Annotated in this window: 22 protein-coding genes and 2 tRNA genes; 11 read left to right on the forward strand and 13 right to left on the reverse strand. The window is 40.0% G+C overall.

Going from position 1 to position 25518, the window contains the following annotated elements; all coding sequences use genetic code 11:
• Positions 1 to 53 precede the first annotated feature (53 nt).
• The 7 genes from mraY to RFH42_RS08875 all read right to left on the reverse strand — a co-directional run bounded on the left by mraY (position 54) and on the right by RFH42_RS08875 (position 8416).
• The gene (gene mraY / locus RFH42_RS08845; RefSeq protein WP_308975221.1) at positions 54 to 1172 is read right to left on the reverse strand and encodes a phospho-N-acetylmuramoyl-pentapeptide-transferase; all 1119 of its coding nucleotides are present in this window, start codon (positions 1170 to 1172) and stop codon (positions 54 to 56) included.
• Positions 1172 to 2581 (reverse strand): UDP-N-acetylmuramoyl-tripeptide--D-alanyl-D-alanine ligase, encoded by a 1410-nt coding sequence (locus RFH42_RS08850; RefSeq protein ID WP_308975222.1) that lies wholly within the window; start codon positions 2579 to 2581, stop codon positions 1172 to 1174. Before RFH42_RS08850 ends, mraY begins: the two co-directional genes overlap by 1 nt.
• An 8-nt stretch (positions 2582 to 2589) precedes the next feature.
• On the reverse strand, positions 2590 to 4080 hold the full coding sequence (locus tag RFH42_RS08855; protein ID WP_308975223.1) for a UDP-N-acetylmuramoyl-L-alanyl-D-glutamate--2,6-diaminopimelate ligase: 1491 nt from the start codon (positions 4078 to 4080) through the stop codon (positions 2590 to 2592).
• Between the two features lie 13 nt (positions 4081 to 4093).
• Positions 4094 to 5920 (reverse strand): penicillin-binding protein PBP3, encoded by a 1827-nt coding sequence (ftsI, locus tag RFH42_RS08860; RefSeq protein ID WP_308975224.1) that lies wholly within the window; start codon positions 5918 to 5920, stop codon positions 4094 to 4096.
• Positions 5921 to 5930: 10 nt separating this feature from the next.
• Positions 5931 to 6263: a cell division protein FtsL gene (gene ftsL, locus RFH42_RS08865; RefSeq protein ID WP_308975225.1), complete on the reverse strand. Its 333-nt coding sequence runs from the start codon at positions 6261 to 6263 to the stop codon at positions 5931 to 5933.
• Between the two features lie 10 nt (positions 6264 to 6273).
• The gene (rsmH, locus tag RFH42_RS08870) at positions 6274 to 7188 is read right to left on the reverse strand and encodes a 16S rRNA (cytosine(1402)-N(4))-methyltransferase RsmH (protein WP_308975226.1); all 915 of its coding nucleotides are present in this window, start codon (positions 7186 to 7188) and stop codon (positions 6274 to 6276) included.
• Positions 7189 to 7384: 196 nt separating this feature from the next.
• Positions 7385 to 8416 carry a sulfate ABC transporter substrate-binding protein gene (locus RFH42_RS08875; protein ID WP_308975227.1) on the reverse strand — a complete coding sequence of 344 codons (1032 nt, stop codon included), beginning with the start codon at positions 8414 to 8416 and terminating at the stop codon, positions 7385 to 7387.
• 478 nt (positions 8417 to 8894) lie between these two features.
• Here RFH42_RS08875 and RFH42_RS08880 point away from each other — a divergent pair, with 478 nt between their 5' ends.
• From RFH42_RS08880 to RFH42_RS08900, 5 genes are all read left to right on the forward strand, one after another.
• Positions 8895 to 9206 carry a DUF4179 domain-containing protein gene (locus RFH42_RS08880; RefSeq protein ID WP_308975228.1) on the forward strand — a complete coding sequence of 104 codons (312 nt, stop codon included), beginning with the start codon at positions 8895 to 8897 and terminating at the stop codon, positions 9204 to 9206.
• A 128-nt stretch (positions 9207 to 9334) separates the two neighbouring features.
• Positions 9335 to 10843, forward strand: a complete 1509-nt coding sequence (gene gltX, locus RFH42_RS08885; RefSeq protein WP_308975229.1) for a glutamate--tRNA ligase — start codon at positions 9335 to 9337, stop codon at positions 10841 to 10843.
• 59 nt (positions 10844 to 10902) lie between these two features.
• Positions 10903 to 10978 (forward strand) — tRNA-Ala (locus RFH42_RS08890).
• 28 nt (positions 10979 to 11006) lie between these two features.
• A tRNA-Glu gene (locus tag RFH42_RS08895) sits at positions 11007 to 11082 on the forward strand.
• A 146-nt stretch (positions 11083 to 11228) separates the two neighbouring features.
• Complete coding sequence (locus RFH42_RS08900; protein WP_308975230.1) at positions 11229 to 11573, forward strand: hypothetical protein; 345 nt, start codon at positions 11229 to 11231, stop codon at positions 11571 to 11573.
• A gap of 153 nt (positions 11574 to 11726) precedes the next feature.
• Here the strand turns inward: RFH42_RS08900 and RFH42_RS08905 are convergent, their stop codons facing one another.
• The 5 genes from RFH42_RS08905 to ispH all read right to left on the reverse strand — a co-directional run bounded on the left by RFH42_RS08905 (position 11727) and on the right by ispH (position 19123).
• The gene (locus RFH42_RS08905) at positions 11727 to 14894 is read right to left on the reverse strand and encodes an efflux RND transporter permease subunit (RefSeq protein WP_308975231.1); all 3168 of its coding nucleotides are present in this window, start codon (positions 14892 to 14894) and stop codon (positions 11727 to 11729) included.
• Positions 14884 to 16098 (reverse strand): efflux RND transporter periplasmic adaptor subunit, encoded by a 1215-nt coding sequence (locus RFH42_RS08910; RefSeq protein WP_308975232.1) that lies wholly within the window; start codon positions 16096 to 16098, stop codon positions 14884 to 14886. The genes RFH42_RS08905 and RFH42_RS08910 overlap by 11 nt, the downstream gene beginning before the upstream one ends.
• A gap of 1 nt (position 16099) precedes the next feature.
• Entirely contained in the window at positions 16100 to 17494 is a 1395-nt protein-coding gene (locus tag RFH42_RS08915) for a TolC family protein (protein ID WP_308975233.1), read from the reverse strand.
• 52 nt (positions 17495 to 17546) lie between these two features.
• Positions 17547 to 17981, reverse strand: coding sequence for a cation efflux protein, CzcI-like (locus RFH42_RS08920; RefSeq protein WP_308975234.1), 435 nt, complete (start codon positions 17979 to 17981; stop codon positions 17547 to 17549).
• A gap of 191 nt (positions 17982 to 18172) precedes the next feature.
• Positions 18173 to 19123: a 4-hydroxy-3-methylbut-2-enyl diphosphate reductase gene (ispH, locus tag RFH42_RS08925; RefSeq protein ID WP_308975235.1), complete on the reverse strand. Its 951-nt coding sequence runs from the start codon at positions 19121 to 19123 to the stop codon at positions 18173 to 18175.
• Between the two features lie 133 nt (positions 19124 to 19256).
• On the opposite strand from ispH, the gene gmk reads away from it, so the two are divergent.
• The 4 genes from gmk (at position 19257) to RFH42_RS08945 (ending at position 22998) form a co-directional block, all read left to right on the forward strand.
• On the forward strand, positions 19257 to 19877 hold the full coding sequence (gene gmk / locus RFH42_RS08930) for a guanylate kinase (RefSeq protein ID WP_308975236.1): 621 nt from the start codon (positions 19257 to 19259) through the stop codon (positions 19875 to 19877).
• Between the two features lie 77 nt (positions 19878 to 19954).
• Positions 19955 to 20233, forward strand: coding sequence for a DNA-directed RNA polymerase subunit omega (rpoZ, locus tag RFH42_RS08935; RefSeq protein ID WP_016654792.1), 279 nt, complete (start codon positions 19955 to 19957; stop codon positions 20231 to 20233).
• Between the two features lie 198 nt (positions 20234 to 20431).
• Positions 20432 to 22537: a RelA/SpoT family protein gene (locus RFH42_RS08940; protein ID WP_308975237.1), complete on the forward strand. Its 2106-nt coding sequence runs from the start codon at positions 20432 to 20434 to the stop codon at positions 22535 to 22537.
• Positions 22538 to 22614: 77 nt separating this feature from the next.
• Positions 22615 to 22998, forward strand: coding sequence for a RidA family protein (locus tag RFH42_RS08945; protein WP_016654790.1), 384 nt, complete (start codon positions 22615 to 22617; stop codon positions 22996 to 22998).
• A gap of 82 nt (positions 22999 to 23080) precedes the next feature.
• Here RFH42_RS08945 and RFH42_RS08950 read toward each other — a convergent pair whose 3' ends face one another.
• A complete protein-coding gene (locus tag RFH42_RS08950) occupies positions 23081 to 23941 on the reverse strand; it encodes an AraC family transcriptional regulator (protein ID WP_308975238.1) in 861 nt (286 codons plus the stop codon).
• Between the two features lie 176 nt (positions 23942 to 24117).
• Here RFH42_RS08950 and RFH42_RS08955 point away from each other — a divergent pair, with 176 nt between their 5' ends.
• Together RFH42_RS08955 and RFH42_RS08960 are read left to right on the forward strand one after the other, a co-directional pair.
• The gene (locus tag RFH42_RS08955; RefSeq protein ID WP_308975239.1) at positions 24118 to 25026 is read left to right on the forward strand and encodes a DMT family transporter; all 909 of its coding nucleotides are present in this window, start codon (positions 24118 to 24120) and stop codon (positions 25024 to 25026) included.
• A gap of 110 nt (positions 25027 to 25136) precedes the next feature.
• Positions 25137 to 25355 (forward strand): DUF1737 domain-containing protein, encoded by a 219-nt coding sequence (locus RFH42_RS08960; protein ID WP_308975240.1) that lies wholly within the window; start codon positions 25137 to 25139, stop codon positions 25353 to 25355.
• The last annotated feature ends 163 nt before the right edge of the window (positions 25356 to 25518 follow it).

Here is a 25518-nt window from a genome sequence, read left to right on the forward strand (position 1 = left end):
TATTTTTATCCATTAAAAAAGTCGGCAAATGCCGACTTTTTTAATGGATTTGATTAACGTAATTTTAACGTCATTAGACCCAAAACAACTAATATAATGGTAATAATCCAAAAACGGATTACAACTTGTGTTTCACGCCAGCCTTTTTTCTCATAATGATGGTGTAAAGGTGCCATTAAAAACACACGTTTGTTTCGAGTTCGCAAAGAACCAATTTGTAAGAATACAGAAATTGCCTCTACCACAAACACACCGCCCATGATCGCAAAAACAATCTCTTGGCGTACCATAACGGCAATCGTTCCAAGCATTGCACCAAGGGCCAATGCACCTACATCCCCCATGAAGACTTGCGCAGGATGAGCGTTATACCAAAGGAAGGCTAAACCAGCACCCACCATAGCTGCACAAATCACCACAAGCTCTGAAGCATAACGTACATATGGAATATGTAAATATTCAGCAAAACGGAGATCACCAGCCAAGTAAGCAAATACACCAAGACCTGCAGCAACTAAAACAACAGGCATAATGGCTAGGCCATCTAAACCATCTGTTAAGTTCACTGCATTGGAACCACCATTAATGACCAAATAAGTAAACAAGATAAAGCCAATTCCCATTGGTATTGCAGACAATGGAATGCTGAGGTTCTTAAAGAATGGAATCAGTAGATCCAACATATCTGAGGAATGCTCTGGACTATGTTGCCCCTTCGCAATCACATAAAGCGCAATACCAGCGGCTAAAGATCCGACTGAAGTCCAGAAGAACTTCTTACGCGCAGGCAAACCAGCATTATCCTTATAACGTACTTTAATCCAGTCATCGGCCCAGCCTACTGCACCAAATACCACCATAACAAATAACACAATCCAAACATATGGATTTGAAAGATCCGCCCAAAGCAGTGTACTCAAACCAATAGAGAGCAAAATTAAAATGCCCCCCATAGTTGGTGTGCCCATTTTTTTGGCATGATTTTCTGGTGCGAAGCTACTAACAGCCTGACCATATTTTAGTGCGTGTAATTTGCGAATCATGATTGGTCCCAGTGCCAAACCAATGATTAGCGCGGTCAATACACTAAGTAATGAGCGTAGTGTTAAATATCGAACTACCTGAAACGAACTGTTATAGCCCGAGAGTTGTTCAAATAACCATAACAGCATTAAAATTTCTCCATCAGATCAGTCATCAACGTTTCCATATGGGTAAAACGAGATCCTTTGAACAAGAAACTCATCTGTTGGTGTTGATGCTGGTCAATTAATTGTATTAAATACTTTAAAGCATCCGCCTGTGTTGCAAAGGCATGTATATTGTTCTGTGCAGAATTTGATGCGGCACCAGCTGCTGTTTGTATGGCATAAGCCCCAACAGCAATTACAGCATCTAAAGCCAAAGTTGAGATATCTCGGCCTAAATCATGATGCTCTTGTTCTGATGCATCACCGAGTTCACCAATATCTCCCATCACCATCACTTTAAATCCGGCTTGTTGAGTCAGAACTTGAGCTGCTGCACGCATTGAGCTTGGATTAGCATTATAAGTATCGTCGATGAAAAGTGTATTTCTTTTATAAATAAAGTTTAATCGCCCTTGCGCATTTTTTGCAGCGACTAAACCATCAATAATTTGTTCTAAACCAACTCCAATTGCTAAAGCAAATGCAGTAGCTGCTTCAGCATTATGCACGTTATGTAAACCAGCAAAAGGTAATTCTAACTGACGATGACCCACTGGTGTATGCAAGACAAAACGAGAAGATTGAGCGAGAAGTTCAATATCAGAAGCATAAACATCTCCGCCTTCACCAAAACTCAGACGTTGTTTGCTTACAACTGCTTCGGTGATTTGAGCTGTATAATCATCTGCTGCAGGCACAATTGCAGTACCATTCGCTTGGATATGTGCATATATTTCAGACTTTGCACGACAAATTCCATCGCGCCCACCAAACTCACCTAGATGTGCTGTGCCAATATTCAAAATCCCTGCAACATGTGGTTGTACCATCTGTGCGGTATAATCGATCTCACCGGCATGACTAGCACCAAGCTCCATTACTGCGTATTGATGATCAGCATTCAGCTCAAGTAGCATCATCGGTACGCCAAGATCATTATTCAAATTGCCCCGTGTAACCAAAGTAGGGGCACAGCGTGACAAAATACTGCCTAACATTTCCTTAACAGTGGTTTTACCACTACTGCCAGTAAGGGCAATCACTTTTAATTGCGGATACTCACGACGACGATAAGCACCCAAATGCCCCAAGGCTAAACGCGTATCGGCCACAATCAATTGACAAATATCAAGATTTTCAATTGGTTCGCTCACAATCGCAACTTGACAGCCTTGTTTAGCGACCTGTGGTACAAAATTACGTGCATCGAAACGCTCACCTTTGAGCGCTAAAAAAGCATCACCTGCTTCCGCATGGCGAGAATCTGTCAATATACGTTTAATGGGGTGACTCGGTATTCGATCTAAATACCATCTACCTTGCGTCGCTTGTTCTAATTGTTGCGCCGACCAAGGCACTAAAGCCACAGTACTTGTCGTCGAAGTATGCATGCTAGCTCCTAGAGTGCTGGATATGAATGAGTAGAACCATTGCTGTGATCTAGTGCGCCACGCACTTCCACCACATCATCAAACCAATGACGTACACCATCGATTTCTTGGTAGTTTTCATGCCCCTTACCTGCAATTACCACAATATCACCTGCTTGAGCATGTTTTACGGCATATTTAATTGCTGCACGGCGGTCATGAATTTCCTCAACATCGTGTCCAGAAAAATTAATACCTTGCTTCATATCTGCAAAAATCTGAGCTGGATCTTCAGTACGAGGGTTATCTGAAGTTAAAATCAATTGATCCGCAACAGCCAATGCTGCTTGGCTCATTAATGGACGCTTGCCTCGGTCACGGTCACCACCACAACCAAAAATTGCCCATAGACGATGATTTACATGGCGTTTTAATGTATTCAAAACCTGAGTTAATGCATCAGGAGTATGAGCATAATCAACGACAAATAGGCGTTCAGCATCACGAATGACTTGCATCCGTCCAGGCGCACCCTGTAACTTTGGCACAAGACGTATTAATTCAGCTAAATCATAACCTGCCTGCTCCACCATAATGAGACTTGCTATGAGGTTCTCAATATTAAAATGGCCTAACAATGGGCTATGAACTTGGTATTCAGCTTCTCGTGTTTTCAAATGGAAGCTTACGCCATCTAAACTATATTGAATTGCAAAGACCTGATAGTCAGCAGATTGGCGTGTAGAATATGTTAAGACTTTTACATGTGATGGATTATGACTAATCGCATCTAACATGACATTTGCATATGCATCATCTGCATTAATCACTGCAACTTTTAGGCTTTTAAAAGCAAATAACTGTGCCTTGGCTTCAGCATAAGCTTCAAGTGTTCCATGATAATCAAGATGGTCACGACTCAAGTTACTATATGCAGCTATTTCTATATCACAACCTGACAAACGCCCCTGTTCAAGACCATGCGAACTCGCCTCAATTGCTGCAAATTTTGCACCTTGCTGCGCATATTGATGTAATGCATTCTGTAAATGGATTGCATCAAGTGTGGTATGACTAGAAGCTTCAAGCTCAGGTAAGATGCCATTTCCTGTTGTACCCATGACCGCACAGGCTTGACCAGACAAGGTCAATAGTTCCGCAACCAATCGAGAAATTGTTGTTTTACCATTGGTGCCCGTCACCGCTAAAATACGTGCAGCCGCAAGCTCAGGCTCAGCCATTGTTAGATATTGGCGTTGCCAAATGCCCATTCGTTGACGTACATCTGGACAAACCCAACTTTCTGATATATCCAAAGCTGTTTCGCTGATTACGCCAATTGCACCATGCGCTAGAGCATCTTGAGCAAACTGATATGCACGATCTGTATGCGCATAACTGTTAAGTGCGATAAATATTTGCCCTGCTTGTAGCTGACGACTATCTAGACAAAAACCTTTAAATGCCGAATGCATCCATGGCAATGGTGCTTCAACCGCTTGTATTTCTAAAAAATTCATATCTATCTCAAATTTATTTTGCAGCAGTCACTGTCGCAAGTGGCTTATCTAAAGGCACATCAAGTAGTCTTAAGGACTCTTGCATAATTTTGGCAAATACTGGAGCCGCGACCAAACCACCATAATATTGACCACGTGGATTTTCTACGACCACAATAATCGCTAAGCGTGGATCACTAATAGGTGCTACACCAGCAAAAAGTGCTCGATATTCTGTTTGAGAATACCCACGATGATCAGGACGTAGTTTATGTGCTGTACCTGTCTTACCACCAACACGATATCCTGGAATAACTGCTTGTTTTGCAGTCCCCCCTGGCATGGTGACCTGTTCCAACATCATTAATACATCATCAGCAATTTTCGCTGAAATAATCTGTTCGCCTTTGGGTTGTTGATTTAACTTATAAAGACTTAAATCATGTTTTACACCATGGTTAGCTAATACTGCATAACCTTGGGCCAATTGTAAGATTGTCGCATTAAGACCATAACCATAAGCCATGGTTCCGACTTCTGAAACATTCCATTTGCTTGGTGGCAAAATTAAGCCCGCACTTTCACCTGGAAATCTTACAGCGGAACGCTGGCCAAAGCCCAATCGTTTAAAGAATGTTGGTAATGTTGAATACGGCATTGATAAAGCAATTTTTGCAGAACCAACGTTGGATGACTTAATAATGACCCCTGTCACTGTGAGTGAACCATAGTTATGTGTATCACGAATCGTGTGATTACCAATACGCATACTACCTGGGCTCGTTACAATCACGGTGTTTGGTGTGTATTTTCCACTTTCCAAAGCTGCCGCCACAGTAAATGGTTTCATGGTTGAACCAGGTTCAAACATATCCACCGCACCACGGTTACGCATCGCATCTTTATTATTTAAACCATCTTTATCATTTGGATTATAAGATGGCCAACTTCCCATAGCCAAAATTTCACCCGTTTTTACATCTACAGCAATTGCTGATGCTGAACGTGCATTATTGGTTACACCCACTGCTGTCAATTCACGATACAAAATATACTGTAAGCGTGAATCAATACTTAAATGAATATCTTCACCAGGTGTCACCTGTTTAATAACTTCAGGACTTTTTAACCGATTTCCATGCTTGTCTCTTACAATGGTTTGCGCCCCATCTGTACCAGATAGGCGCTCATTGAGCTGCATTTCTAAACCTTCAATCCCTGTCCCTTCACTATTGGTCATGCCAATAATCTGTGCATTGGCCTGTGGCTGAGGATAGTATCTTTTATAAGCTTTCTCAGCATATACACCAGCAAAATTACGCGATGAAATCAAATCAGCTTGTGCAGGCGGTACTTCCTTTTTTAAAACCAAATAACGTGAACGAGGCCGCTCATATAAACTCTTTTTCAATTCAGCCCGATCAATACCAACTGCATCTGCCAATTCATCTAGGTTTAAATTTTTCTTAGGTAACTGATATTTTAATTTGCTACTATTGGGCTGTTTCAGTAAGTCCGCACTTACCTCTTCAAAAGTTTGTTTGGTATCAAAATAATCACGTGGATCAATTACTACCTTCATAATTGGCGTACTAATCGCTAACGGCACACCATTGCGATCATAAATTACACCACGCATGGCTTTTAATTTTTCTGTTCTTAAAATATTGGCATTGGCCTTATTCTGCAGGAAATCCTTATTGATAACCTGCACATAAAAAGCACGACCAACCAGCCCAATAAAACAGGCAAGCACTACAAACCACATAAAATAAAAACGCCACAAATCAAATTCAAGCGTAGGTTTAACGGAAATTGACTGCTTTGCCTTACGTATTGGCTTTCTTTGCTTATCTACCATGCCAGATGCCTTATTGCTTTTGATCTTTTGCGTTTGCCAATGAAATTACGATGGTTTGTGCTGCGGGTGGAGAGTACATTCGCAACTGGGTTACCGCTCGTGTGCCAATTTGTGCTGTTGCACCAAAGGTTTCCTTTTCAATTAAAAGACGCCCCCACTCTGCATTTAGATTTTCTTTTTCACGCACTACATCGTTATAACCTGAATAGTCTTGACGATAACTATATACTTGCAATACCACCATAAAGGCACTGGCCAGCACCAAAATAAGCAAGCATGCAAAAACAAAGACTTTCTTAATTAATAAATCGTGGGGCTGCACCACTTCTTTTTCAGGTTTCATGCTCTGCCTTTTAGTATGTTAAGCGTTCCGCTACTCTTAACCACGCACTACGAGAACGTGGGTTGGCTTGGACTTCCTCATTACTCGCTTTAATCCGATCAATTTTTTTCAAACGACGAGTATCAGGTGTTTGTTGTGGTAATCCCCAACCCTCATCTTCTGCTTTTGTTGATTCTTTTTGGATAAATTGTTTAATCATTCGATCTTCAAGAGAATGGAAACTAATGACTGCTAAACGTGCTTGAGATTTTAGCAAACTTACAGCTTGTGGTAAAAATAATTGAATGTCTTCTAATTCTTTATTTATTTCAATACGAATAGCTTGGAAAGTACGTGTTGCAGGATGTTTGTGTTTTTCCCACTTCGGGTGGGCTGCTTTGACAACCTCAGCCAATTGACCTGTTGTTGTCATATGGCCTGCATTTTTAATTGCTTTTGCAATACGACGACTATAGCGTTCTTCACCATACTGATAAATCACATTAGCCAAGTGAGTTTCATCTACTTCAACCAACCACTCTGCAGCTGTTAGCCCTTGAGAGTTATCCATGCGCATATCCAATGGACCATCATGCATAAAACTAAAACCACGTTCAGCCTGATCAATTTGCGGTGAAGAAACCCCCAAATCCGCCATAATGCCATCGACTTGCGTAAGCCCTACTGCAATCATTTCTTGTTCTAAATCAGCAAAACTGGCATGAATAATTTTAAAGCGAGCGTCTTCTTGTTCCAACTCTGCGGCAACAGCCAAAGCCTGTGGATCTTTATCAAATGCATATACTTTTGAATTTTGATCTAATTTGGACAATAACAAACGGCTATGGCCACCTCGACCAAAGGTCCCGTCTATATAAACTCCTGTATTGCGACCTGCAAGTAAAGCATCAACAGTTTCATGTAGTAATACAGAAATATGGGACATCTTTTCACATTCTATTTAATTAAAATACAGCCCACTATTATCACCTTGTTTACACAAAGCTCCAAACGTCTTTTTGTAGGAAAATATGATTTTGTACAGATAAAAGCTGATTTTACAACTCCTTGCATAAAAAAGCCCCATATTCATGGGGCCATGTGAAACATATCACAAAATCAACTGATCTATTTCGGAATAATTAACGTTTATTACTATAGATCTGATCAAAGACACCACCATTTGAGAAGTGAACTTTTTGTGCATTACCCCAGCCACCAAATACCTCATCAATGGTAAATGTTTTTAGTTTAGGGAACTGTGCGGAATATTTATTTAAAATTTCAACATTGCGTGGACGGTAATAATGACGTGCTGCCATATCTTGCCCTAGTGGTGAGTAAAGATAGTTAATATAGCCCAGTGCTAACCATTTATTACCATTCTTCTCAACCGTTTTGTTCACTATAGCCACAGAGGGTTCAGTTAAAATTGAAATTGATGGATATACAATATCAAACTTATTTGCACCCAAAGCTTTACGTGTAACCAGTGCTTCATTTTCCCAAGTCAGTAGCACATCACCAATGCCACGCTCAGCAAAAGTGGTCATAGACGCTCGCGCTGCTGGGTCCATCACTTTGACATTTTGGTATAACTTAGTCACAAACTGACGAGCGGTTGCTTCATTACCCCCTGGTTGTTTCAAAGCATAGCCCCATGCTGATAAATATACCCAACGCGGTAATCCACCTGTTTTAGGGTTTGGTGTAATAATTTGTACCCCTGGACGAGTGAGATCAGACCAATCTTGAATTTTTTTCGGGTTACCTTTACGTACCATAAAAACAATCGTTGATGTATATGGTGCAGAGTTATATGGGAACTGTTTCTGCCAGTTTGCATTAATCTGACCAGACTTCACGATTTCTTCAATATCGTTTGCCAAGGCTAAAGTCACCACATCACCCTTCAAACCATCTACAACAGAGCGTGCTTGTTTGCCAGAGCCACCGTGTGACTGTTTAAATTTGACATCAATACCTGTTTTTTGTTTCCAGTAGTTGCCAAATGACTTATTAAATTCGTCATAAAACTCACGTGTTGCATCATAGGAAACATTCAGGAACTCACGCTCAGCTGCTTGTGATTCAACCGCTGTCGTTAATCCTGTTGCGAGTAATAAGCCACCCAATAGCAATTTAAACTTGCTGCTCACTTTTAAACTTTTCATGACCTAATATTGACCTAATGCATATAAAATGCTGTGTTATCTTGATTATGTTCAAAACTACTACAGCAGCCATTAACTTTAAATAGCACACACCACCAACAATTGTTGCCAATTCCATCACCCAATCACCATTATTATTTTTTTGTATTTAAAATCATGGAGTTACATAAAAATATTCACAAATAATACTGCTTATTTTTAATTAGCACAATTTTTCGCATTGTTATTACAATTAATGCTAACAAGCTCCACATTCGGTGGTAATATGATCAAATTACACCAAGTAAATAATATGGATACTTGGCCGTTGATCGGATTAATGTAATTTTGCATTCAATCCATATAAACATTTCATACAATAGATAAACATTCGGTGATACAATACCGTCTTTGCTAAAGTTTTGTTTTTTCCTAGGTCTCAACTGGCCGAATAACTGTCGAATTGCTGGCAAAAATAAAAATGATGAAGGGGATTAGCATGGGAACTCAATTTTTCAAATTACTATTTATTGGTATAAATCTATTTGCATTACAGCACCTACAAGCAGCGAGTATTAAAAGTACAGCTCCTGTTGTTACACTAAATGCAGGTAAACAGCCATCTCCAATTGAAAAAGCACTTGAACAGCTTAAACGAGATGAAAATAAAGCATCTTCAGTTACAAATGATAAGTTAAAAGTAAAAGCATTTACTTCAACTCAAAAAGAGCCTGCTCAGCATTTTCTTGCTGAACAAAACCAACAGTTTAGCAAATTATTACAGAGCATTTTTCCTTCTCAAGGCTCTTGATTCATTTGTTACCAGCAATTTTTAAAGTAATTTTTTTCAGCCCGATCGTAATCGCTTAGTTAAAGCCTTAAACGATCGGGTTTTTTCGTTATAATAACTATAATTTCAAATATAGATTTTCCATAACCATGACTGTTCGTACTCGTATCGCCCCGTCTCCTACTGGTTTTCCTCATGTAGGTACTGCTTATATCGCTTTGTTCAACTTATGCTTTGCTAAACAGCATGGTGGTGAATTTATTCTTCGTATTGAAGATACAGATCAATTACGTTCAACACCAGAATCTGAAAAAATGATTTTAGATTCACTACGTTGGCTAGGTCTAAATTGGTCTGAAGGCCCTGATATTGGTGGCCCTCACGCCCCTTACCGCCAATCTGAACGTATGCAAATTTATAAAGAATATGCATTAGAGCTCGTAGAAAAAGGTCATGCTTTTTACTGTTTTGCTACACCTGAAGAGCTTGATCAAATGCGTGCCGAACAACAAGCACGTGGTGAAACTCCACGATATGATGGCCGTGGTCTAAACCTCAGCGCAGAAGAAGTACAACGACGTCTTGCTGCTGGTGATGCCCATGTTATTCGTATGAAAGTACCACAAGAAGGTATTTGTAAATTCAACGACCTTCTTCGTGGTGAAGTGGAAATTCCTTGGGCTCAGGTTGATATGCAAATTTTGCTTAAAACCGATGGCCTACCAACGTATCATTTAGCGAATGTTGTCGATGACCACTTAATGGAAATTACACATGTCATTCGTGGTGAAGAATGGATCCCATCAGCACCTAAACACCAATTACTCTATCAATATTTTGGTTGGGATATGCCTGTACTGTGCCACATGCCACTACTACGTAACCCAGATAAATCAAAACTATCAAAACGTAAAAACCCAACATCAATCAACTATTACCGTGATATTGGTGTCTTCCCTGAAGCGTTGCTTAACTACTTAGGCCGCATGGGATGGTCTATGCCTGATGAACGCGAACAGTTCACACTAAACGATATGATTGAACACTTCGATATTCAACGCGTATCACTCGGTGGGCCAATTTTTGATGTTGAAAAACTAAATTGGCTCAATGGCCAATGGATCAAAGGCTTAACACCAAGCCAATTGCTTGACCGTCTCTTAACATGGAAAGCAGATCGTAAAACACTCGAAGATATTGCTGCTGCAATTCAACCGCGTATTCAGTTGCTCTCTGAAGCTGTTAATTGGGCTGGTTTCTATTTCAATCAATTTCCAAAAATTGAAAAAGAACAATTTATTAGTAAAAAGCTCAGTGATGAACAAGTACGTCAAAGTCTACAATTTGCTATTTGGCGTTTAGAAAGCTTGATGACTTGGAACAATGATTCAGTCAGCCAAACACTAATGCAACTCGCAGAACAAATGGAAATTAAGTTACGCGACTTCATGCCAAGCTTCTTTATTGCAATTGCAGGCTCAACCAGCTCAACACCTGTCATGCAGTCCATGGTCACAATTGGTCCTGATTTATGTTTTGCACGTTTACGTCATGCCCTTGATATTGTTGGTGGTCCGAGCAAAAAAGAGCTTAAAGTTTGGGAAAAACTCAACGAAAGCTTAAAATTGCCGAAAAATGATGCAAACGATGAAAGTTAATTAATTTTTTTATTGACGTGTAAGCGCAATCATCCTAATATTGCGCTCACACACAGACTGGGGTCATAGCTCAGTTGGTAGAGCGCTACAATGGCATTGTAGAGGTCAGCAGTTCGATCCTGCTTGGCTCCACCATCCCCAATCTTGTTGTCTGCCTCGATCCGTCCCTATCGTCTAGAGGCCTAGGACATCGCCCTTTCACGGCGGTAACCGGGGTTCGAATCCCCGTAGGGACGCCAGATTCAAAAAAGCCACTGTTTGATTTATCACAGTGGCTTTTTTATTATGTTTTTTCTAAGCACCCATAAAAATGATACAGTAGTACAATTCAAAATAAGTCATCTCTTAACCTCTATTCAATCGTCTTTTTAGTATCGGAGTTGTAATGCAATATCGTTGCCCTAAATGTCAAAGCCCTAAAGTCATGCCTGTTGCAAGCGCTAACACACCTGCGGTACGACCAGTAATACCAAAAAGTCTTGTTATTCTGATCCCTGCACTTTTTATTTTACTCTTCCTCGTGTTAGTGAGTATTGCAATGTGGATCTTTGGTAATGGTGCTGGCTCAACTGTACAAATCGCCACAGTTATTACTTTTGTGATCTGTGTACTGGCCGGCATTATGTTCTGGCGTGATCTACCAAATTTCAAAATTTCAATGCAAGCTTTTATGAATAGTAATAAAGATTGGAAATGTAGAGAATGCCACCACGAATGGCATATTCAATAATGATAGAAAGTATAAAGGAGCTGTTAAAAAGCTCCTTTATATGTTGAACACTCGCCTTTCATATCAAAAGCGCAGCCACACACAAAAGTAATGCATGGAAATGCAACATGAGTGCAATCAAAACACCCATGCGCACAACCATATTTAAGCCACTTATACTGTAGTTTCCGATCGAACATTCATCCAACGATACAATACTGGCAATAAAATCAACGTCAGTATAGTTGAAGATACAATCCCACCAATAACCACAGTTGCTAAAGGACGTTGTACCTCAGCCCCTGTCCCTGTTGCTAAAGCCATAGGTATAAAGCCTAGAGATGCGACACAAGCTGTCATTAAAACTGGGCGCAATCGAAGCACAGCACCATTCCATGTTGCTTGATGAATACCCATGCTTTCCCGCAACTCTTTAATAAAAGTCAGCATCACCAAGCCATTCAACACAGCCACACCAGAGAGTGCAATAAAGCCAACACCTGCAGACATTGATAAAGGAATTCCTCTTAGCCACAAAGCAACTAGGCCACCACACAGCGCAAAAGGTACACCTGTAAAAACCAGCAAACTGTCTTTAATATTATGAAAAACAGCCATAAGTAAAATAAAAATCGTAAGCAGCGCAAGTGGTATAACCAATTGCATACGTGCTGTTGCTGAGGCCATATTTTCAAACTGGCCACCGTACTCTAACCAATACCCTTCTGGCAGTGCTTGGGCATTCAATTTTGTTTGAATCTCACTAACAAAAGAACCCAAATCACGGCCTTCAACATTTGCAGTCACAACCATACGACGCTTGCCGTTTTCACGACTGACCTGATTAAGCCCAAGAATCGTCTCAACCTTTGCCACATCTTTTAACTGAATTAAACCGCCATTAGGCAGTTGAATGGGTAATATCTCTAAATGCTGTGGTGTGCGCTGTACATCATCTAAACGAATCACAAAGTCAAAACGTCGATCGCCCTGCAAAATTTGCCCAACACTTTGACCACCCACACTTGCTGCAACTAAGTCTTGGATTGAACGTACAGATAGACCATACTGTGATGCGAGTTGTTGATTAACCTCTACATTCAATAATGGCAAACCATTGGTTTGTTCAATATTTACTGCTGTTGCACCACTCACATTTTGAATTTCCTTGGCTATACGCTGTGCCTCACGACCAAGGATATCCATATCATCACCAAAAATTTTAACCCCTAAATCGCTACGTACCCCCGAAATAAGCTCATTAAAACGTAGTTCAATCGGTTGAGAAAATTCACTATTATTTCCAGACAACCCTTCTAAAAATGTCTGCATACGAACACGTAACTGATCAACTGTTTCTTTTTGATCTGGCCACTCTTGCTTCGGCTTCAACAAAATAAAACCATCTGAAATATTTGGAGGCATAACATCAGTAGCAACCTCAGCTGTACCTGTACGTGCAAAAATTGCTTTAATTTCAGGAAATTGTTTTAGAAGCAATTTTTCAGTATTTTTTTGCATCTTTAAGGATTGTTGTAATCCAGTACTCGGAGAACGCATTTGTTGTACTGCAAAATCGCCCTCACTGAGCTGTGGTGCAAACTCACTTCCAATCCGTGTGGTCAGTAATGCTGTTAAAAATAAAACACCCAATGCAATTGTTAACATCAAATACTTAAACTGATAAGCAACATCTAATAATGTTTGGTAACGTTGCTTTAACCATAGCATCCACTTACTTTCTTTTTCTTTCACCTCACCCGTGACAAACATTGCCACCGCAGCCGGCACAAAGGTGATAGACAATATAATTGCACCCAATAAGGCAAAAACGACAGTTGCCGCCATAGGATGAAAAAGCTTCGCCTCAACACCAGTTAATGCAAAAATTGGCAAGTACACCACCATGATGATTAACTGACCAAAAATCAATGGACGCCGTGCTTGTTTCGCTGCTAAGAAAACCTCTCTTAAGCGCTCTTCACGTGTAAGATGTCGCCCTACTTGATGCTGATATTCGGCTAAACGACGAATGCAGTTTTCCACAATTACAACCGCACCATCAACAATAATACCGAAGTCCAATGCTCCTAAACTCATCAAGTTAGCACTAATACCCTGCTGTGCCATGCCACTGAGTGTAAACAACATGGAGAGCGGAATAACGCAGGCCGTAATTAAAGCTGCACGGAAATTGCCTAGAAATAAAAACAAAATAATGATTACAAGGATCGCACCTTCAAGGAGATTCTTTTGTACTGTGGCAATCGCGCGCTCAACCAAATGAGTACGATCATATACCGTTTCAATCACAATCCCCTTAGGTAAAGATTTCTGAATCTCTGCAATTTTACCATCTACAGCACGTGCAACTTTTCGACTATTTTCCCCCATCATCATCATGACGATGCCAAGCACAGTTTCTTCACCATTATAAGTGGCTGCCCCTGTTCTTAAGTCATGCCCTATTGAAACATTCGCAACATCCTTTACTCGCACAGGAAAAGCATTTTTATTGGCGATGGTAACGTTTTCAATATCAGCAACAGTTTGCAAAATACCCGGTACACGCACGGTCAACTGTTGACCATTAGTTTCAATAAAACCCGCACCACGGTTTTCATTATTTTCAGTCAAGGCTGTTTGCAAATCAGTCAATGGAATTTGTAATTGCTGTAATCGCTTGAGATCAGGCGCTACCACATAGGTTTTATTATAACCACCAATACTATTAACCTCTGCCACACCCTCTACGCGCTGTAACTGCGGACGTACAATCCAGTCTTGTATTTCGCGTAAATCCATAGATGTATATGCACTCCCATCTGCTTTCTTTGCATTAGGTTCTGCTTTCACCACCCATTGGTAAATTTCTCCAAGTCCTGTCGAAATAGGCGACATAGTCGGATTAATATCATCAGGTAATTGGCTTTTGGCTTCTTGCAAACGCTGATTAATCATTTGCCGAGCCCAATATATATCCGTCCCATCCTTAAAAATTACCGTGATTTGAGACAAGCCATATCGTGAAATCGAGCGAGTTTGTTCAAGTTTTGGCATTCCAGCCATCGCAGTCTCAATCGGATATGTAATACGTTGTTCCACCTCTAAAGCAGTAAAGCCAGCTGCTTGAGTATTAATTTGTACCTGTACATTAGTAATATCAGGCACAGCATCAATTGGTAACTTTTGATAACTCCATATTCCTACACCAATCCAAGCCACAACAAACAGCATGACCCAAATAGCATTTTTAATTGAAAATTGGATAATGCGGTCAAACAAACCTTCTGCTGGAGGTAGAGCTAGACTTTCATTTTTTTGTTTTAAATCAATGCCCATGATCTGCCTCCCCTTTCTCTAGTTCCGATTTAAGTAGAAAGCTTCCTTCACCAACATAAGATTGACCTATTTTTAACCCTTGCTTTACCTCAACCCACTGACCATCTGTAGATAAAGCACCCAAGCTGACGGTTTGCGGCATAAACTCAATTTTGTCACCATGGGGTTGAGCAATGAAAATACTATCCTGACCTTCAACCTGTTGCACTGCTGACTTTAATACACGTATAACCTGACTTTGCTGTGTCTGCTGTAACTCAATATTCACCATCAAGTTTGGACGCAGTTCTGCTGCTTGTGAGAGTACCTGAGCACGTACCAGTAAACGTCCTGTTTGTTCATCTGCCTGAGCATTTAATGTTTGCACACGTACTTTAAAACGATTCCCCGTCTGTAATGACTTAAACTCTAACTCTTGGTTTGGGGAAATTCTTGATAAATAATCAGTTGGTAATACAAATTCCAACCAAAGCTGGTCAAGTTGGTCTATGACAAATAATTGGCTAGCCAATTGTACATTTTCACCAATCACAATATCTTTGGAGCTGACTACACCTCCTATCGGTGCTGTTAATACATATTGACCATGACTATTACCACCCACCCCAAAAGCAGCTAAGCGCGAGCGCGCAGCCTGAACTTGGACTTGAGCCTGTTGATAAGCATTATAAGCACGTTGATAGTCTTGCTTTGCCGAAATACCTTGCGACCACAAGCTTTGTTCACGTTGATAATCTTGTTGTGTTAGGGTCAAATTGGCCTCAGCAATACGTAAATTGGCTTGTTGATCCACCAAATCAGGTACTCGAAGTGTCGCTAATGCCTGCCCTTTCTTTACAGTTTGCCCTAAGTTGACATGCACAGCCTCTACACGCCCACTAAAACTTGATGACACATGAGCCTGACGATCTGTATTAACCATTAATTTTGCAGGGTAACTCTCTATTTGCTGAACATTCCCCATAGCAACTACAGCTAATTTAACTCCCTGTTCAGCCATCTGTTTTGATGTAAGTGCTAATTCTTGCCCCTCATCATGATCATCTTTGGCTTGAGTCTCTGGTGTTGAAGCTATGTCCTTTTGTTGCTCAGTGGGTTTATTCGACCATAAAAGTATTGCTGCAATGAGCGCCACAAGTGTAACAACGCCACCGATCATGATTGATTGTGAAATTTGTGTACGTTGCTGAGTTGGTTGTGTCATCTTAGCGCTCCCCACCAATAACAGGCAGTGCCTGTGTGTCTTTCCAAATTGATTGATTAATTTTAGTAATGGCATCTTTAGACATCACTTCGCTTGGATCTATCCCCAAACTCAGGCTTTGTGCCTCAACTGCACGTTGCCATGCCTCTTTAAGGAGTTGTACTTTACGCAAACGCACATCTTGCAGTTGCAAAGTGGCCTGTTGCACATCCGTTAAAGCAAACTTACCCGCGCTAAAACCTTGTAAAGTCTTTTGTTGCACCTGAACAGCAAGTGGGATTTGTGATTGATCAACTTGTTGAAACTGAAGCTGCAAACCCTGTAGCTCTGTTAACAACGTATTAATTTGAAGTACGTTTTGTTTTGAGTAAAAATCTTTTTGGCGCTCAAGTTGTTGCTGTTTTAGCTGAGCAATTTGCACACCATACTGATTACGATCAAAAATATTAAGTGGGATTGAAACACCAATGGAAATTTGGTTATCTGTCCCCGACTCAGGGCTGCGGTTATTACTTACTCCTAAACTCACACTCGGATTCGGTCTAGCTTGAGCCTTTAAAACCTCAACACTTGCCTTAGACTCAAGCACATTGAGTTGACGCGCTTGCTCAACTAAATTTTCTTGAAGATATTGTTGCACTTGCTTCGCTGTAGAGTCAGGCCAAAGATATTGTGCAGATAAACCGATATTAATGGTTTTATCCGCCTCCCCCCATAAGCTACTCAACTGTTGTGTTGTGATTTGCAGTTGTAAATCTGCCTGTTGATACAAACGTAAGTTTTCTGCATGACTCATTCTCACCCGATCAACTTCAACTTGAGCAATACTTCCTGCACGATAACGTTTCTCAATTGCAGCCAAATTTTCTTGACTGACTTTTAATTGCTCCATCACCACATCGCGCTCTAGCTCTAAGATCGCTAATTGAGACCAAAAATATTTCACGATCAAATCAATTTGAGCCTGATAAATACGCTGGTTTAACACAGACTGAGTCTGTGCAATTTGTGCAAGTTGTTGATTAGCTCTACGTTGTCCAAAAACATCTAACTCTTGTGAAATTCCAATTGTCAGTTCTTTATCTTGACCTGAACGTAGCCCTTTTTGATCGACCGAAAGGCTAGGATTTTTCCAAAGTTGTGTTTGTTTAATATTGGTAGCTGTAATATCTTGTTGAGTCTTCCATAAACCTTGGCTTTGCTGATAGTTTTGTACACGAGAGATTGCTTGTTGCAGTGTTAAATTTTCAGCCCTTACTTGAGTCCAAGTAATACTTCCCACACTCAGCAGTAACGCAATAGACAGAGATCTAAATTTGAAAGCGTATTGTTTGGTACATTTTTGCCAATAATGGCGTACAGAGCCAGACTCTGTCTTGAATAATATTTTTGACATGATTATGCCTCACTAAGTTAAACAAAGTGGTGAGCATTTTGCGCAGCCTCACCTACAGCGAGGCATATTCAGGTGGTGGGTTCTGAGCGATTAATAGCGGAGACTGGTACAAATTATTCCAAGCAACATTGCCTAAATCTGTACCATAACTTACATTGGGTCGCTGCGAATTTATGGTGGGTTCAACCACAATAAAATGAGCACATGAAGGAAGATGATCATGATGATCATCCAAGAAATTGAAGGTGTTTTTGGAGAGGTCTGATGGAGCTAAATTATTCGCTTGATCTGTCTGATTGAACGAAGCGACTTTACTTGGGTATGCAGCTTTGGACTCACGTGTTTCAGACTGATGATGACCAAAATGCTGAATGCTCGTACTCGATTTACCTTTTTCATGTAAGCAAAAGCCTGCTGCCACGTTCCAAATCGCTTGAAACATGAACAATGACAAGAGCATAGTGAAAAAAATACGAGATTTACGCACAAATCATCCCAACCAAATTTCGCTCAGTATAACAATACTGCTTTGCTTAATAACATTACTTTGATGTTATTTTAAACTTCACAAAAAAATTACCACATAAAGCAAATGACTGTATTCTGATTCACTCTCAGTATTAACAACAAAAAACCCCTTAAAACAAATTTAAGAGGCTTTTGACAACTGGCTAAGTATTAAGCTTGTTTTACAATAATTCTCAGCTCTTTAGGTAAACTAAAAGTAATATTTTCTTCACGACCCTGCAGTTCTTTTGGTGCCTCAGCCCCCCAAGATTGTAAACGCTGCAATACACGCAAAATTAATATTTCAGGTGCCGATGCACCTGCAGTTACGCCTATTTTGTCATCAGGTTTAAACCAGTCTTGCTGAAGCTCCTCAGCATTATCAATTAAATATGCAGACTTACCCATACGTTCCGCCAATTCACGTAAACGATTTGAGTTTGATGAGTTCGGTGAACCTACAACCAAGACAACATCACACTGATCAGCCAAATCTCTTACTGCATCTTGACGATTTTGTGTGGCATAACAAATGTCATCTTTACGTGGACCTTGAATATTCGGAAATTTAGTACGTAAAGCATCAATAACTTTAGCAGTATCATCAATAGATAAGGTTGTCTGTGTAACAAAAGCGACTCGATCCGGATGCTCAACTTGAAGTGCTGCAACATCCTCCTCATCTTCAACCAAATAAATATGACCGCCATTTTTTTTGTCATATTGCCCCATCGTCCCCTCTACTTCAGGATGACCATGATGACCAATTAAAATCGCTTCAGTTCCTTCACGTGCATATTTAGTGACTTCAATGTGTACTTTCGTCACAAGTGGACAGGTTGCATCAAAAACTTTTAGGCCACGACGTTCAGCTTCTAGTTGTACTGCCTTAGAAACCCCATGTGCACTAAAAATAACAATATTATCGTCTGGAACTTCATCAAGTTCATCGACAAAAATAGCTCCACGTTGTCTTAGATCATCAACGACAAATTTATTGTGGACAACTTCATGACGAACATAAATAGGGGGGTTAAAGCACTCTAATGCACGATTCACAATGGCTATCGCACGATCTACACCGGCACAGAAACCACGTGGATTTGCTAATACAATTTTCATAAGGGCCTCTATGCATTAAATAAAACAAGTATTTTATTTAATAAAATTGTGAACAAAACGGAACTTACTATTTTGTTTAATTCGCGTCTGCTCTAAAATAGCGACGATATTTTATCATATCAGGAAAAATATCATGTCGGGTCTCTTGTTTGTCGTTTCCGCAGCCTCAGGAACAGGCAAGACATCATTGGTAAAAGCACTACTTGAACGCGTAAGTAACTTACATGTATCAGTATCGCATACCACTCGCCCCCAACGTTCTGGCGAATTAGATGGTGTACATTACCATTTTACTGAGAAAGAACACTTCTTGGCTCAAGTCGAACAAGGTGGTTTTATTGAGTACGCTGAAGTATTCGGCAACTATTATGGAACATCACAGGCCACAGTAAAAGAGCAACTCGCCAAAGGACACGACGTTTTACTCGAAATTGACTGGCAAGGTGCGGCTCAAGTACGCAAATTATTTCCTGAATCCGAACAAATCTTCATTCTCCCACCTAGCCAATTTGATTTACGCCAACGTCTATCAAATCGTGGAACTGATTCTGTTGAGGTGATTGAACATCGCCTAAGTTGTGCAGTTGAAGACATGCAACAATATGTAAACTTTGACTACATCATTATTAATGATGACTTTAATAAAGCTTTACATGAACTCGAAGCGGTCATTAATGCAAATCGTCTCAAACTTGCGCAACAAGCTGAACGCCATCAAAGTCTCATTCAACAATTAATTACACCGCAACTGTGAATCAACTTGAGTATAAACGTAAAGCATTTTATACTGTGCGGTCTGTTTAAACATATTTTGCATAAACGAGAATTCTTATGGCACGCGTAACCGTTGAAGACTGTTTGGACCACGTAGACAACCGCTTTGAGCTTGTACTGGTTGCAAGCAAACGTGCGCGTCAATTAGCACGTCAAGGCATTGAACCTACTGTTGAATGGGATAATGACAAACCTACAGTTGTTTCTCTACGTGAAATTGCAGCTGGTCATGTTAGTAAAGATATTTTGAAGCAACGTGATCAAGATTATCAAACTTCAAGCTTGGATTTGGCGCTTTCTGCGAACAACCTAAACCTTGAAGGCTTTACTTTTTAATCTACAGTATTTTGCCCTAAAAAGGCCTAGTTCTCTAACTAGGCTTTTTTTATTGATTAAAGCCTTGTTATTCATTAGACAAAAAACATTTTTTTTGTTAAAAATTTATAGTAGTTGTAGTGAAAAAATAGCAAAGCCAAGTAATATGTTTTTCATCTATCTATTGAAAAGTTTATTACCCAATTGAATAGGTGTTCCATGTCAGGCGAATTGTACAGTCAAGCAAAGCGACAGCTTAATCTTATCATTGAAGCCTATCTCAGCGCGGAAGATGTTGAGAGAGTTCTGGCTGCCTGTGACTATGCAGATCTAGCCCATACTGGCGTAACACGTAAAAGTGGTGAACCCTATGTGCTTCATCCCATTGCGGTGAGTTGTATTTTGGCGCATATGCGCCTAGATGCAGAAACCTTAATGGCTGCGTTGTTACATGATGTAATTGAAGATACCGAATATACCAAAGAAGATATTACCCAGTTATTTAGTCGTACCGTCGCAGAGTTAGTCGATGGTGTCACCAAGCTCAGCCAATCCAGCGATAAAGCATATAATAAAGCAGCATCATTTCGAAAAATTCTACAATCAACCTTACAAGACCCTCGCGTTATTATTATTAAACTTGCCGACCGCTATCACAATATGACAACCTTAGAGTCATTGCGTCCAGATAAGCGCGCACGCATTGCGCAAGAAACCTTTGATATTTTTGTACCTATGGCACGTTTAGTAGGTATGAATGAAATGGCAGACAACCTAGAACATCTCTGTTATCAAAACCTTGATCTAGATCTATTTAGCAATATTCAAGATGCATTAGCTCAAACCAAACCAGAACGTTGTAAATACCAAACTGATTGGGAACAAAATCTCGCAGATCTGCTACACACCTATAGTATTCAAGGCCGTATTAAAAAGAAAAATAATAATATCGAATTAATTCGACACTTCATTAAGAACGACATTAACCTACAAGAATTAACGCATAGCCATGCTTTTGAAATTATCCTACTGAATATTGCAGACTGTGACAGATTAGTGGCTGCCCTTCGTGATAATTTCCAAGTTTTACATTATGAAGATCATATTCGCCGCCCATTACCTGGTGGGAACCAATCTTTACATTTAAAACTTAAAGGTGAAAAAACCTATTTATCCCTAACCATCCAAACCGAGTTAATGCGTAAAGCAGCCCGTTTTGGTGTTGTTCTTGGTGAAAATGCACCACAAGCTTGTCGCTCAGCGATTCAAGCCTCCATGCAAAATCTTAATGTTTTGATTGATAGTGCCTGTGCCAAAACGACATTTAACGATTTACTGGATTACTTACACCAAGAAAAAATTTGGGTATACACTCCACACGGTCAGCTTCATGAATTACCTCAAGGGGCGACTGCTGTTGACTTTGCCTATTCAGCTAGCCTTTTCCTTGGCAACCATGCTGTTGGTGCCAAAGTTGATGGTGAAATCAAACCGCTTTCCACACCCTTAGTCAGTGGGCAAGTCATTGAAGTCATTACTGATGTATTGGCCACACCAAATCCTGATTGGCTCAGTTTTGTAAACACACAAAAAGCACGACGCGCCCTACAAAACATACTGAAAGACCAAGATATTGAAGAACAAAATTTGGTTGGCCGACAAGCGCTTAATCGTGCATTAAAGTTATTTAACTTGTCCATTGATGATCTTTCTACTGACGATTGGACTGATCTATTAGAGTGGCGTCACATTGCAGACAAAGAAACTCTTTTTCAACAAATTGCAGTAGGTGATCTACTACCACAACTTGTTGCTAACCACTTATTCTCTCAAGACCTTAGCGAAGAGCATCACAATTCAAATCGCTTAATTCAAGGTACAGATGGTATTGATGTTAAATATGCCCATTGTTGCAACCCTATTTTAGGTGATCCAATTCAAGGCCATATTTCTCGTCGTGGTTTAATCGTACACCGTGAACGCTGTCATAATCTTTTACATGAACAGCATTTGCACCCTGAAAATATCATGGCACTTAGTTGGACATCCGAAAAAGTTGATGATGTTAGTTTTACGGCTTATCTTTGTTTCGATATCTTGCTCAACGACGAACAAATATCGGACCTCATCTATCAGTGCCGTAAAGCAAAAACAGGGGTTGAAATGGTACAACCTCACGACAATAAAACTTACGTTAATATCGTTGTTAATGATCGCAATCAAATTGCACAAATCATTCGTGAACTCCGTATGCATTTTGGTTTCCCACGTATTTCACGTCTTAGTACGCCTGTAACACTACCCAGTATTCCACAGGCTTGTTAAAGACAAATTCTGAATTAAGGCTATCTTGCAGCGCAAGTTTGCCTTATGATGAGATTTAGTTCATACAGGAGAAATCAATGTCCCGCCAAGTTATTCATACAGAAAATGCACCTGCTGCAATCGGAACGTATTCACAAGCTATTCTTGTTGGCAATACACTTTATCTTTCTGGTCAGATTGGTTTAGATCCGTATAGCATGGAATTGGTTGATGGCATTGAAGCACAAATCCGTCGTGTATTTGACAACATTAAAGCGGTATGTGAAGCAGCAGGTGGATCACTTGCAGACTTTGCAAAACTCAATATATTCCTAACTGATCTTTCACACTTTCAATTAGTTAACCAAATTATGGGTGAATATTTTGCTCAACCTTATCCTGCACGTGCAGCATTAGGTGTGGCAAGCTTGCCTAAAGGTGCACTTGTTGAAATGGATGGTATTGTTATCATCTCTGAATAAGTTTAAAACTGTGTGTGCATAGAAATACGACCAATCAAGGTCGTATTTTTGATTTACACTGATGGTAATTGTCTGATGCTAGCTAAGCTTTACGCAGTTGAGATGGACTATAGCCATAGAATTGCTTAAACCGCGTACTAAAATGGCTGGCTGAATTAAAGCCACAACTCAACGCAACCTCAGTGAGATCAGCTGACTTCCCTAATACCAAATCATGTGCCTTTTTCAAACGCTGTTGTAAAACATACTGATGTGGTGAGAGTCCTGTCGATTGCTTAAACATATGCGCAAAATGGTATTCACTTAACTCCACCTGCTGTGCTAAATCTGCAATCGTTAAAGCCAAGTGTAAACGTTGTTCAATCCACTGCTGCAATATTTTTAGACGGTAAGGTGCCAATCCACCTTTAATGCTCGGTAACTGCCACTGCACATTACTGTATTTCTGTAGCAAGTGATTTAGCAGCAAAGTAGCAGTACTACTCAGCTGTAACTGACTGCTACTATCATGCCAATCACAATTCAATAAAAAATGTCGATACAACAGACTGATCTGCGGGTCTGTAGCAAAGTTCTGTTCATCTAAAAGAATTAAACTCGGTTCTTTATCCCAAATTTTTACAGCAACATCGCGTAAATGCTGATCGGTATAATATAAATGTACAAAACTTAGATCACCACGGATATCCCAAGTGGACTCCTGCCCTTCTGGCATGAGGCAAAAACGATCTGGCGCACCACCATTTTTCCAGCCTTGAGGTGTTTTACGATAACTTTCATAACCACCTTCAACATATAAGCTCAGTGTATGATGATTACTACAGACACTGACCCGATCATGATGATTTTGCCAAGCAGCCATTTGCATGTCTGAACCCAGCTTTACCGTATCTAAAAGCTGTGCCTTATGCAGCTGAAGTTGCTCGATAGTCTGATAGTTCATATGAACAGCCAAGAATGGTGACAAAATTTTTATAACAGTTTAACCATTTTCCAGATAGGCTACAAAAAAAACCATCAAATAACCGCAAGATTATGTAAGTCATAACGGTTTTGTATAAGCAACTCCTGCGATAAATCTGCACACTATCCTGCTTTAATATACCTAAGGAGGATAAAATGAATAGCCTTTTATATGCAGCCGTTGTATTCATTTGGGGAACCACCTGGATTGCAATTGCAGCACAGCATGGGGAAATCAGCCCTGTTGTTGGCGTATTGTGGCGCTTTGGTATAGCTGCGACTATTCTCTTTATTGCTCTTTTCTTATTAAAAAAATTAAAACCACTCACTAAGCGTGATCATGCCTTTTGTGCCTTACAAGGTCTTTGTATTTTTGGCATTAACTTTGTCTGTATTTATTCAGCTGTGGCTTATATTAATAGTGGCTTAGAATCTGTTATTTTTTCAATGGCTGTTTTATTTAACGCTATTAACAGTCGAATTTTCTTTAAACAGCGTATTTCTGCAAACTTCATTCCCGCGGCACTACTTGGTTTACTAGGCATGTTGGCGCTATTTTGGCATGACCTTACTGCGACAACTTTTCAATGGCAAACGTTCATGGCTATTGGCTTATGTGCCTTTGGTACATACTGTTTCTCTCTAGGCAATATGATTAGCTTACGACATAAGCAACAAAATGCTGATCTACTCAGTACGACAGCCTATGCCATGCTATATGGTGCATTATTTATGGGTGCAGTTGCATTATTCCGTGGTGAAAACCTATTACCACACATGTCGATTGTCGGTTGGTCTGCCCTAATGTATTTATCGCTAATTGGATCGGTTGCTGGCTTTACGATTTATTTCATTTTAATCGCAAGAATTGGCGCTGGCCCTGCAGCTTACAGTACTCTACTCTTCCCTTTAGTTGCGCTGAGTATTTCTACAGTTTGGGAAGGTTATGTCTGGACAGCTGCTGCTGTACTTGGCGTAATGTTAATCTTACTGGGTAACTATATTTTATTTAGTCCACCTAAGTTTTTAACCAAAATATTAAACAAAGAGAAGGCTGTTATTTAATCATCACTGTCAAATGAAAATGATGTTAGCTATTAAAGTAATCGTTTATTTATCACTCTTGCTTAGCAAAAGTTTAAAATCCTTACATAGACCAATCAGCAGGATTATTTATGAAAGTATACAGATATTTAACAGGCAAGGATGATTCAAGCTTTTGTGCTCGTGTAACTCAAGCACTTAATGAGGGATATGAGCTATATGGTGCACCGACAATGACGTTTAATGGTATAAATGTCATTGTTGGACAGGCAATTACAAAAGACTTTGCAGATGAAAATGATGTTCCTGAAGCATTAAAGCAGCATCTCAAACCTAAAACACAAAACTAATAGCTTTCTCAAATACTGTGTGAGAAACCATCTCTCAGTATCGAGCAAGCGTATTCAATTGAACGCTCTATGACATTAAAGCAAAGAACCCGACATCAGTCGGGTTCTTTGTCTCAAATTGATGAGCGATTAAGCAGCATCACGCTGTTCAATCGGTACAACC

Source organism: Acinetobacter rudis (assembly GCF_031157835.1).
GTDB lineage: Bacteria > Pseudomonadota > Gammaproteobacteria > Pseudomonadales > Moraxellaceae > Acinetobacter > Acinetobacter rudis_A.

Coding starts and splice junctions, on each gene's coding strand:
- RFH42_RS08850 (WP_308975222.1), bottom strand. CDS start 2,581: ATGCATACTTCGACGACAAGTACTGTGGCTTTAGTGCCTTGGTCGGCG.
- gmk (WP_308975236.1), top strand. CDS start 19,257: ATGTCGGGTCTCTTGTTTGTCGTTTCCGCAGCCTCAGGAACAGGCAAG.
- RFH42_RS08910 (WP_308975232.1), bottom strand. CDS start 16,098: ATGACACAACCAACTCAGCAACGTACACAAATTTCACAATCAATCATG.
- RFH42_RS08945 (WP_016654790.1), top strand. CDS start 22,615: ATGTCCCGCCAAGTTATTCATACAGAAAATGCACCTGCTGCAATCGGA.
- ftsL (WP_308975225.1), bottom strand. CDS start 6,263: ATGAAACCTGAAAAAGAAGTGGTGCAGCCCCACGATTTATTAATTAAG.
- RFH42_RS08915 (WP_308975233.1), bottom strand. CDS start 17,494: ATGTCAAAAATATTATTCAAGACAGAGTCTGGCTCTGTACGCCATTAT.
- rsmH (WP_308975226.1), bottom strand. CDS start 7,188: ATGTCCCATATTTCTGTATTACTACATGAAACTGTTGATGCTTTACTT.
- RFH42_RS08905 (WP_308975231.1), bottom strand. CDS start 14,894: ATGGGCATTGATTTAAAACAAAAAAATGAAAGTCTAGCTCTACCTCCA.
- ftsI (WP_308975224.1), bottom strand. CDS start 5,920: ATGGTAGATAAGCAAAGAAAGCCAATACGTAAGGCAAAGCAGTCAATT.
- gltX (WP_308975229.1), top strand. CDS start 9,335: ATGACTGTTCGTACTCGTATCGCCCCGTCTCCTACTGGTTTTCCTCAT.
- ispH (WP_308975235.1), bottom strand. CDS start 19,123: ATGAAAATTGTATTAGCAAATCCACGTGGTTTCTGTGCCGGTGTAGAT.
- RFH42_RS08940 (WP_308975237.1), top strand. CDS start 20,432: ATGTCAGGCGAATTGTACAGTCAAGCAAAGCGACAGCTTAATCTTATC.
- RFH42_RS08955 (WP_308975239.1), top strand. CDS start 24,118: ATGAATAGCCTTTTATATGCAGCCGTTGTATTCATTTGGGGAACCACC.
- rpoZ (WP_016654792.1), top strand. CDS start 19,955: ATGGCACGCGTAACCGTTGAAGACTGTTTGGACCACGTAGACAACCGC.
- RFH42_RS08950 (WP_308975238.1), bottom strand. CDS start 23,941: ATGAACTATCAGACTATCGAGCAACTTCAGCTGCATAAGGCACAGCTT.
- mraY (WP_308975221.1), bottom strand. CDS start 1,172: ATGCTGTTATGGTTATTTGAACAACTCTCGGGCTATAACAGTTCGTTT.
- RFH42_RS08880 (WP_308975228.1), top strand. CDS start 8,895: ATGGGAACTCAATTTTTCAAATTACTATTTATTGGTATAAATCTATTT.
- RFH42_RS08900 (WP_308975230.1), top strand. CDS start 11,229: ATGCAATATCGTTGCCCTAAATGTCAAAGCCCTAAAGTCATGCCTGTT.
- RFH42_RS08960 (WP_308975240.1), top strand. CDS start 25,137: ATGAAAGTATACAGATATTTAACAGGCAAGGATGATTCAAGCTTTTGT.
- RFH42_RS08855 (WP_308975223.1), bottom strand. CDS start 4,080: ATGAATTTTTTAGAAATACAAGCGGTTGAAGCACCATTGCCATGGATG.
- RFH42_RS08875 (WP_308975227.1), bottom strand. CDS start 8,416: ATGAAAAGTTTAAAAGTGAGCAGCAAGTTTAAATTGCTATTGGGTGGC.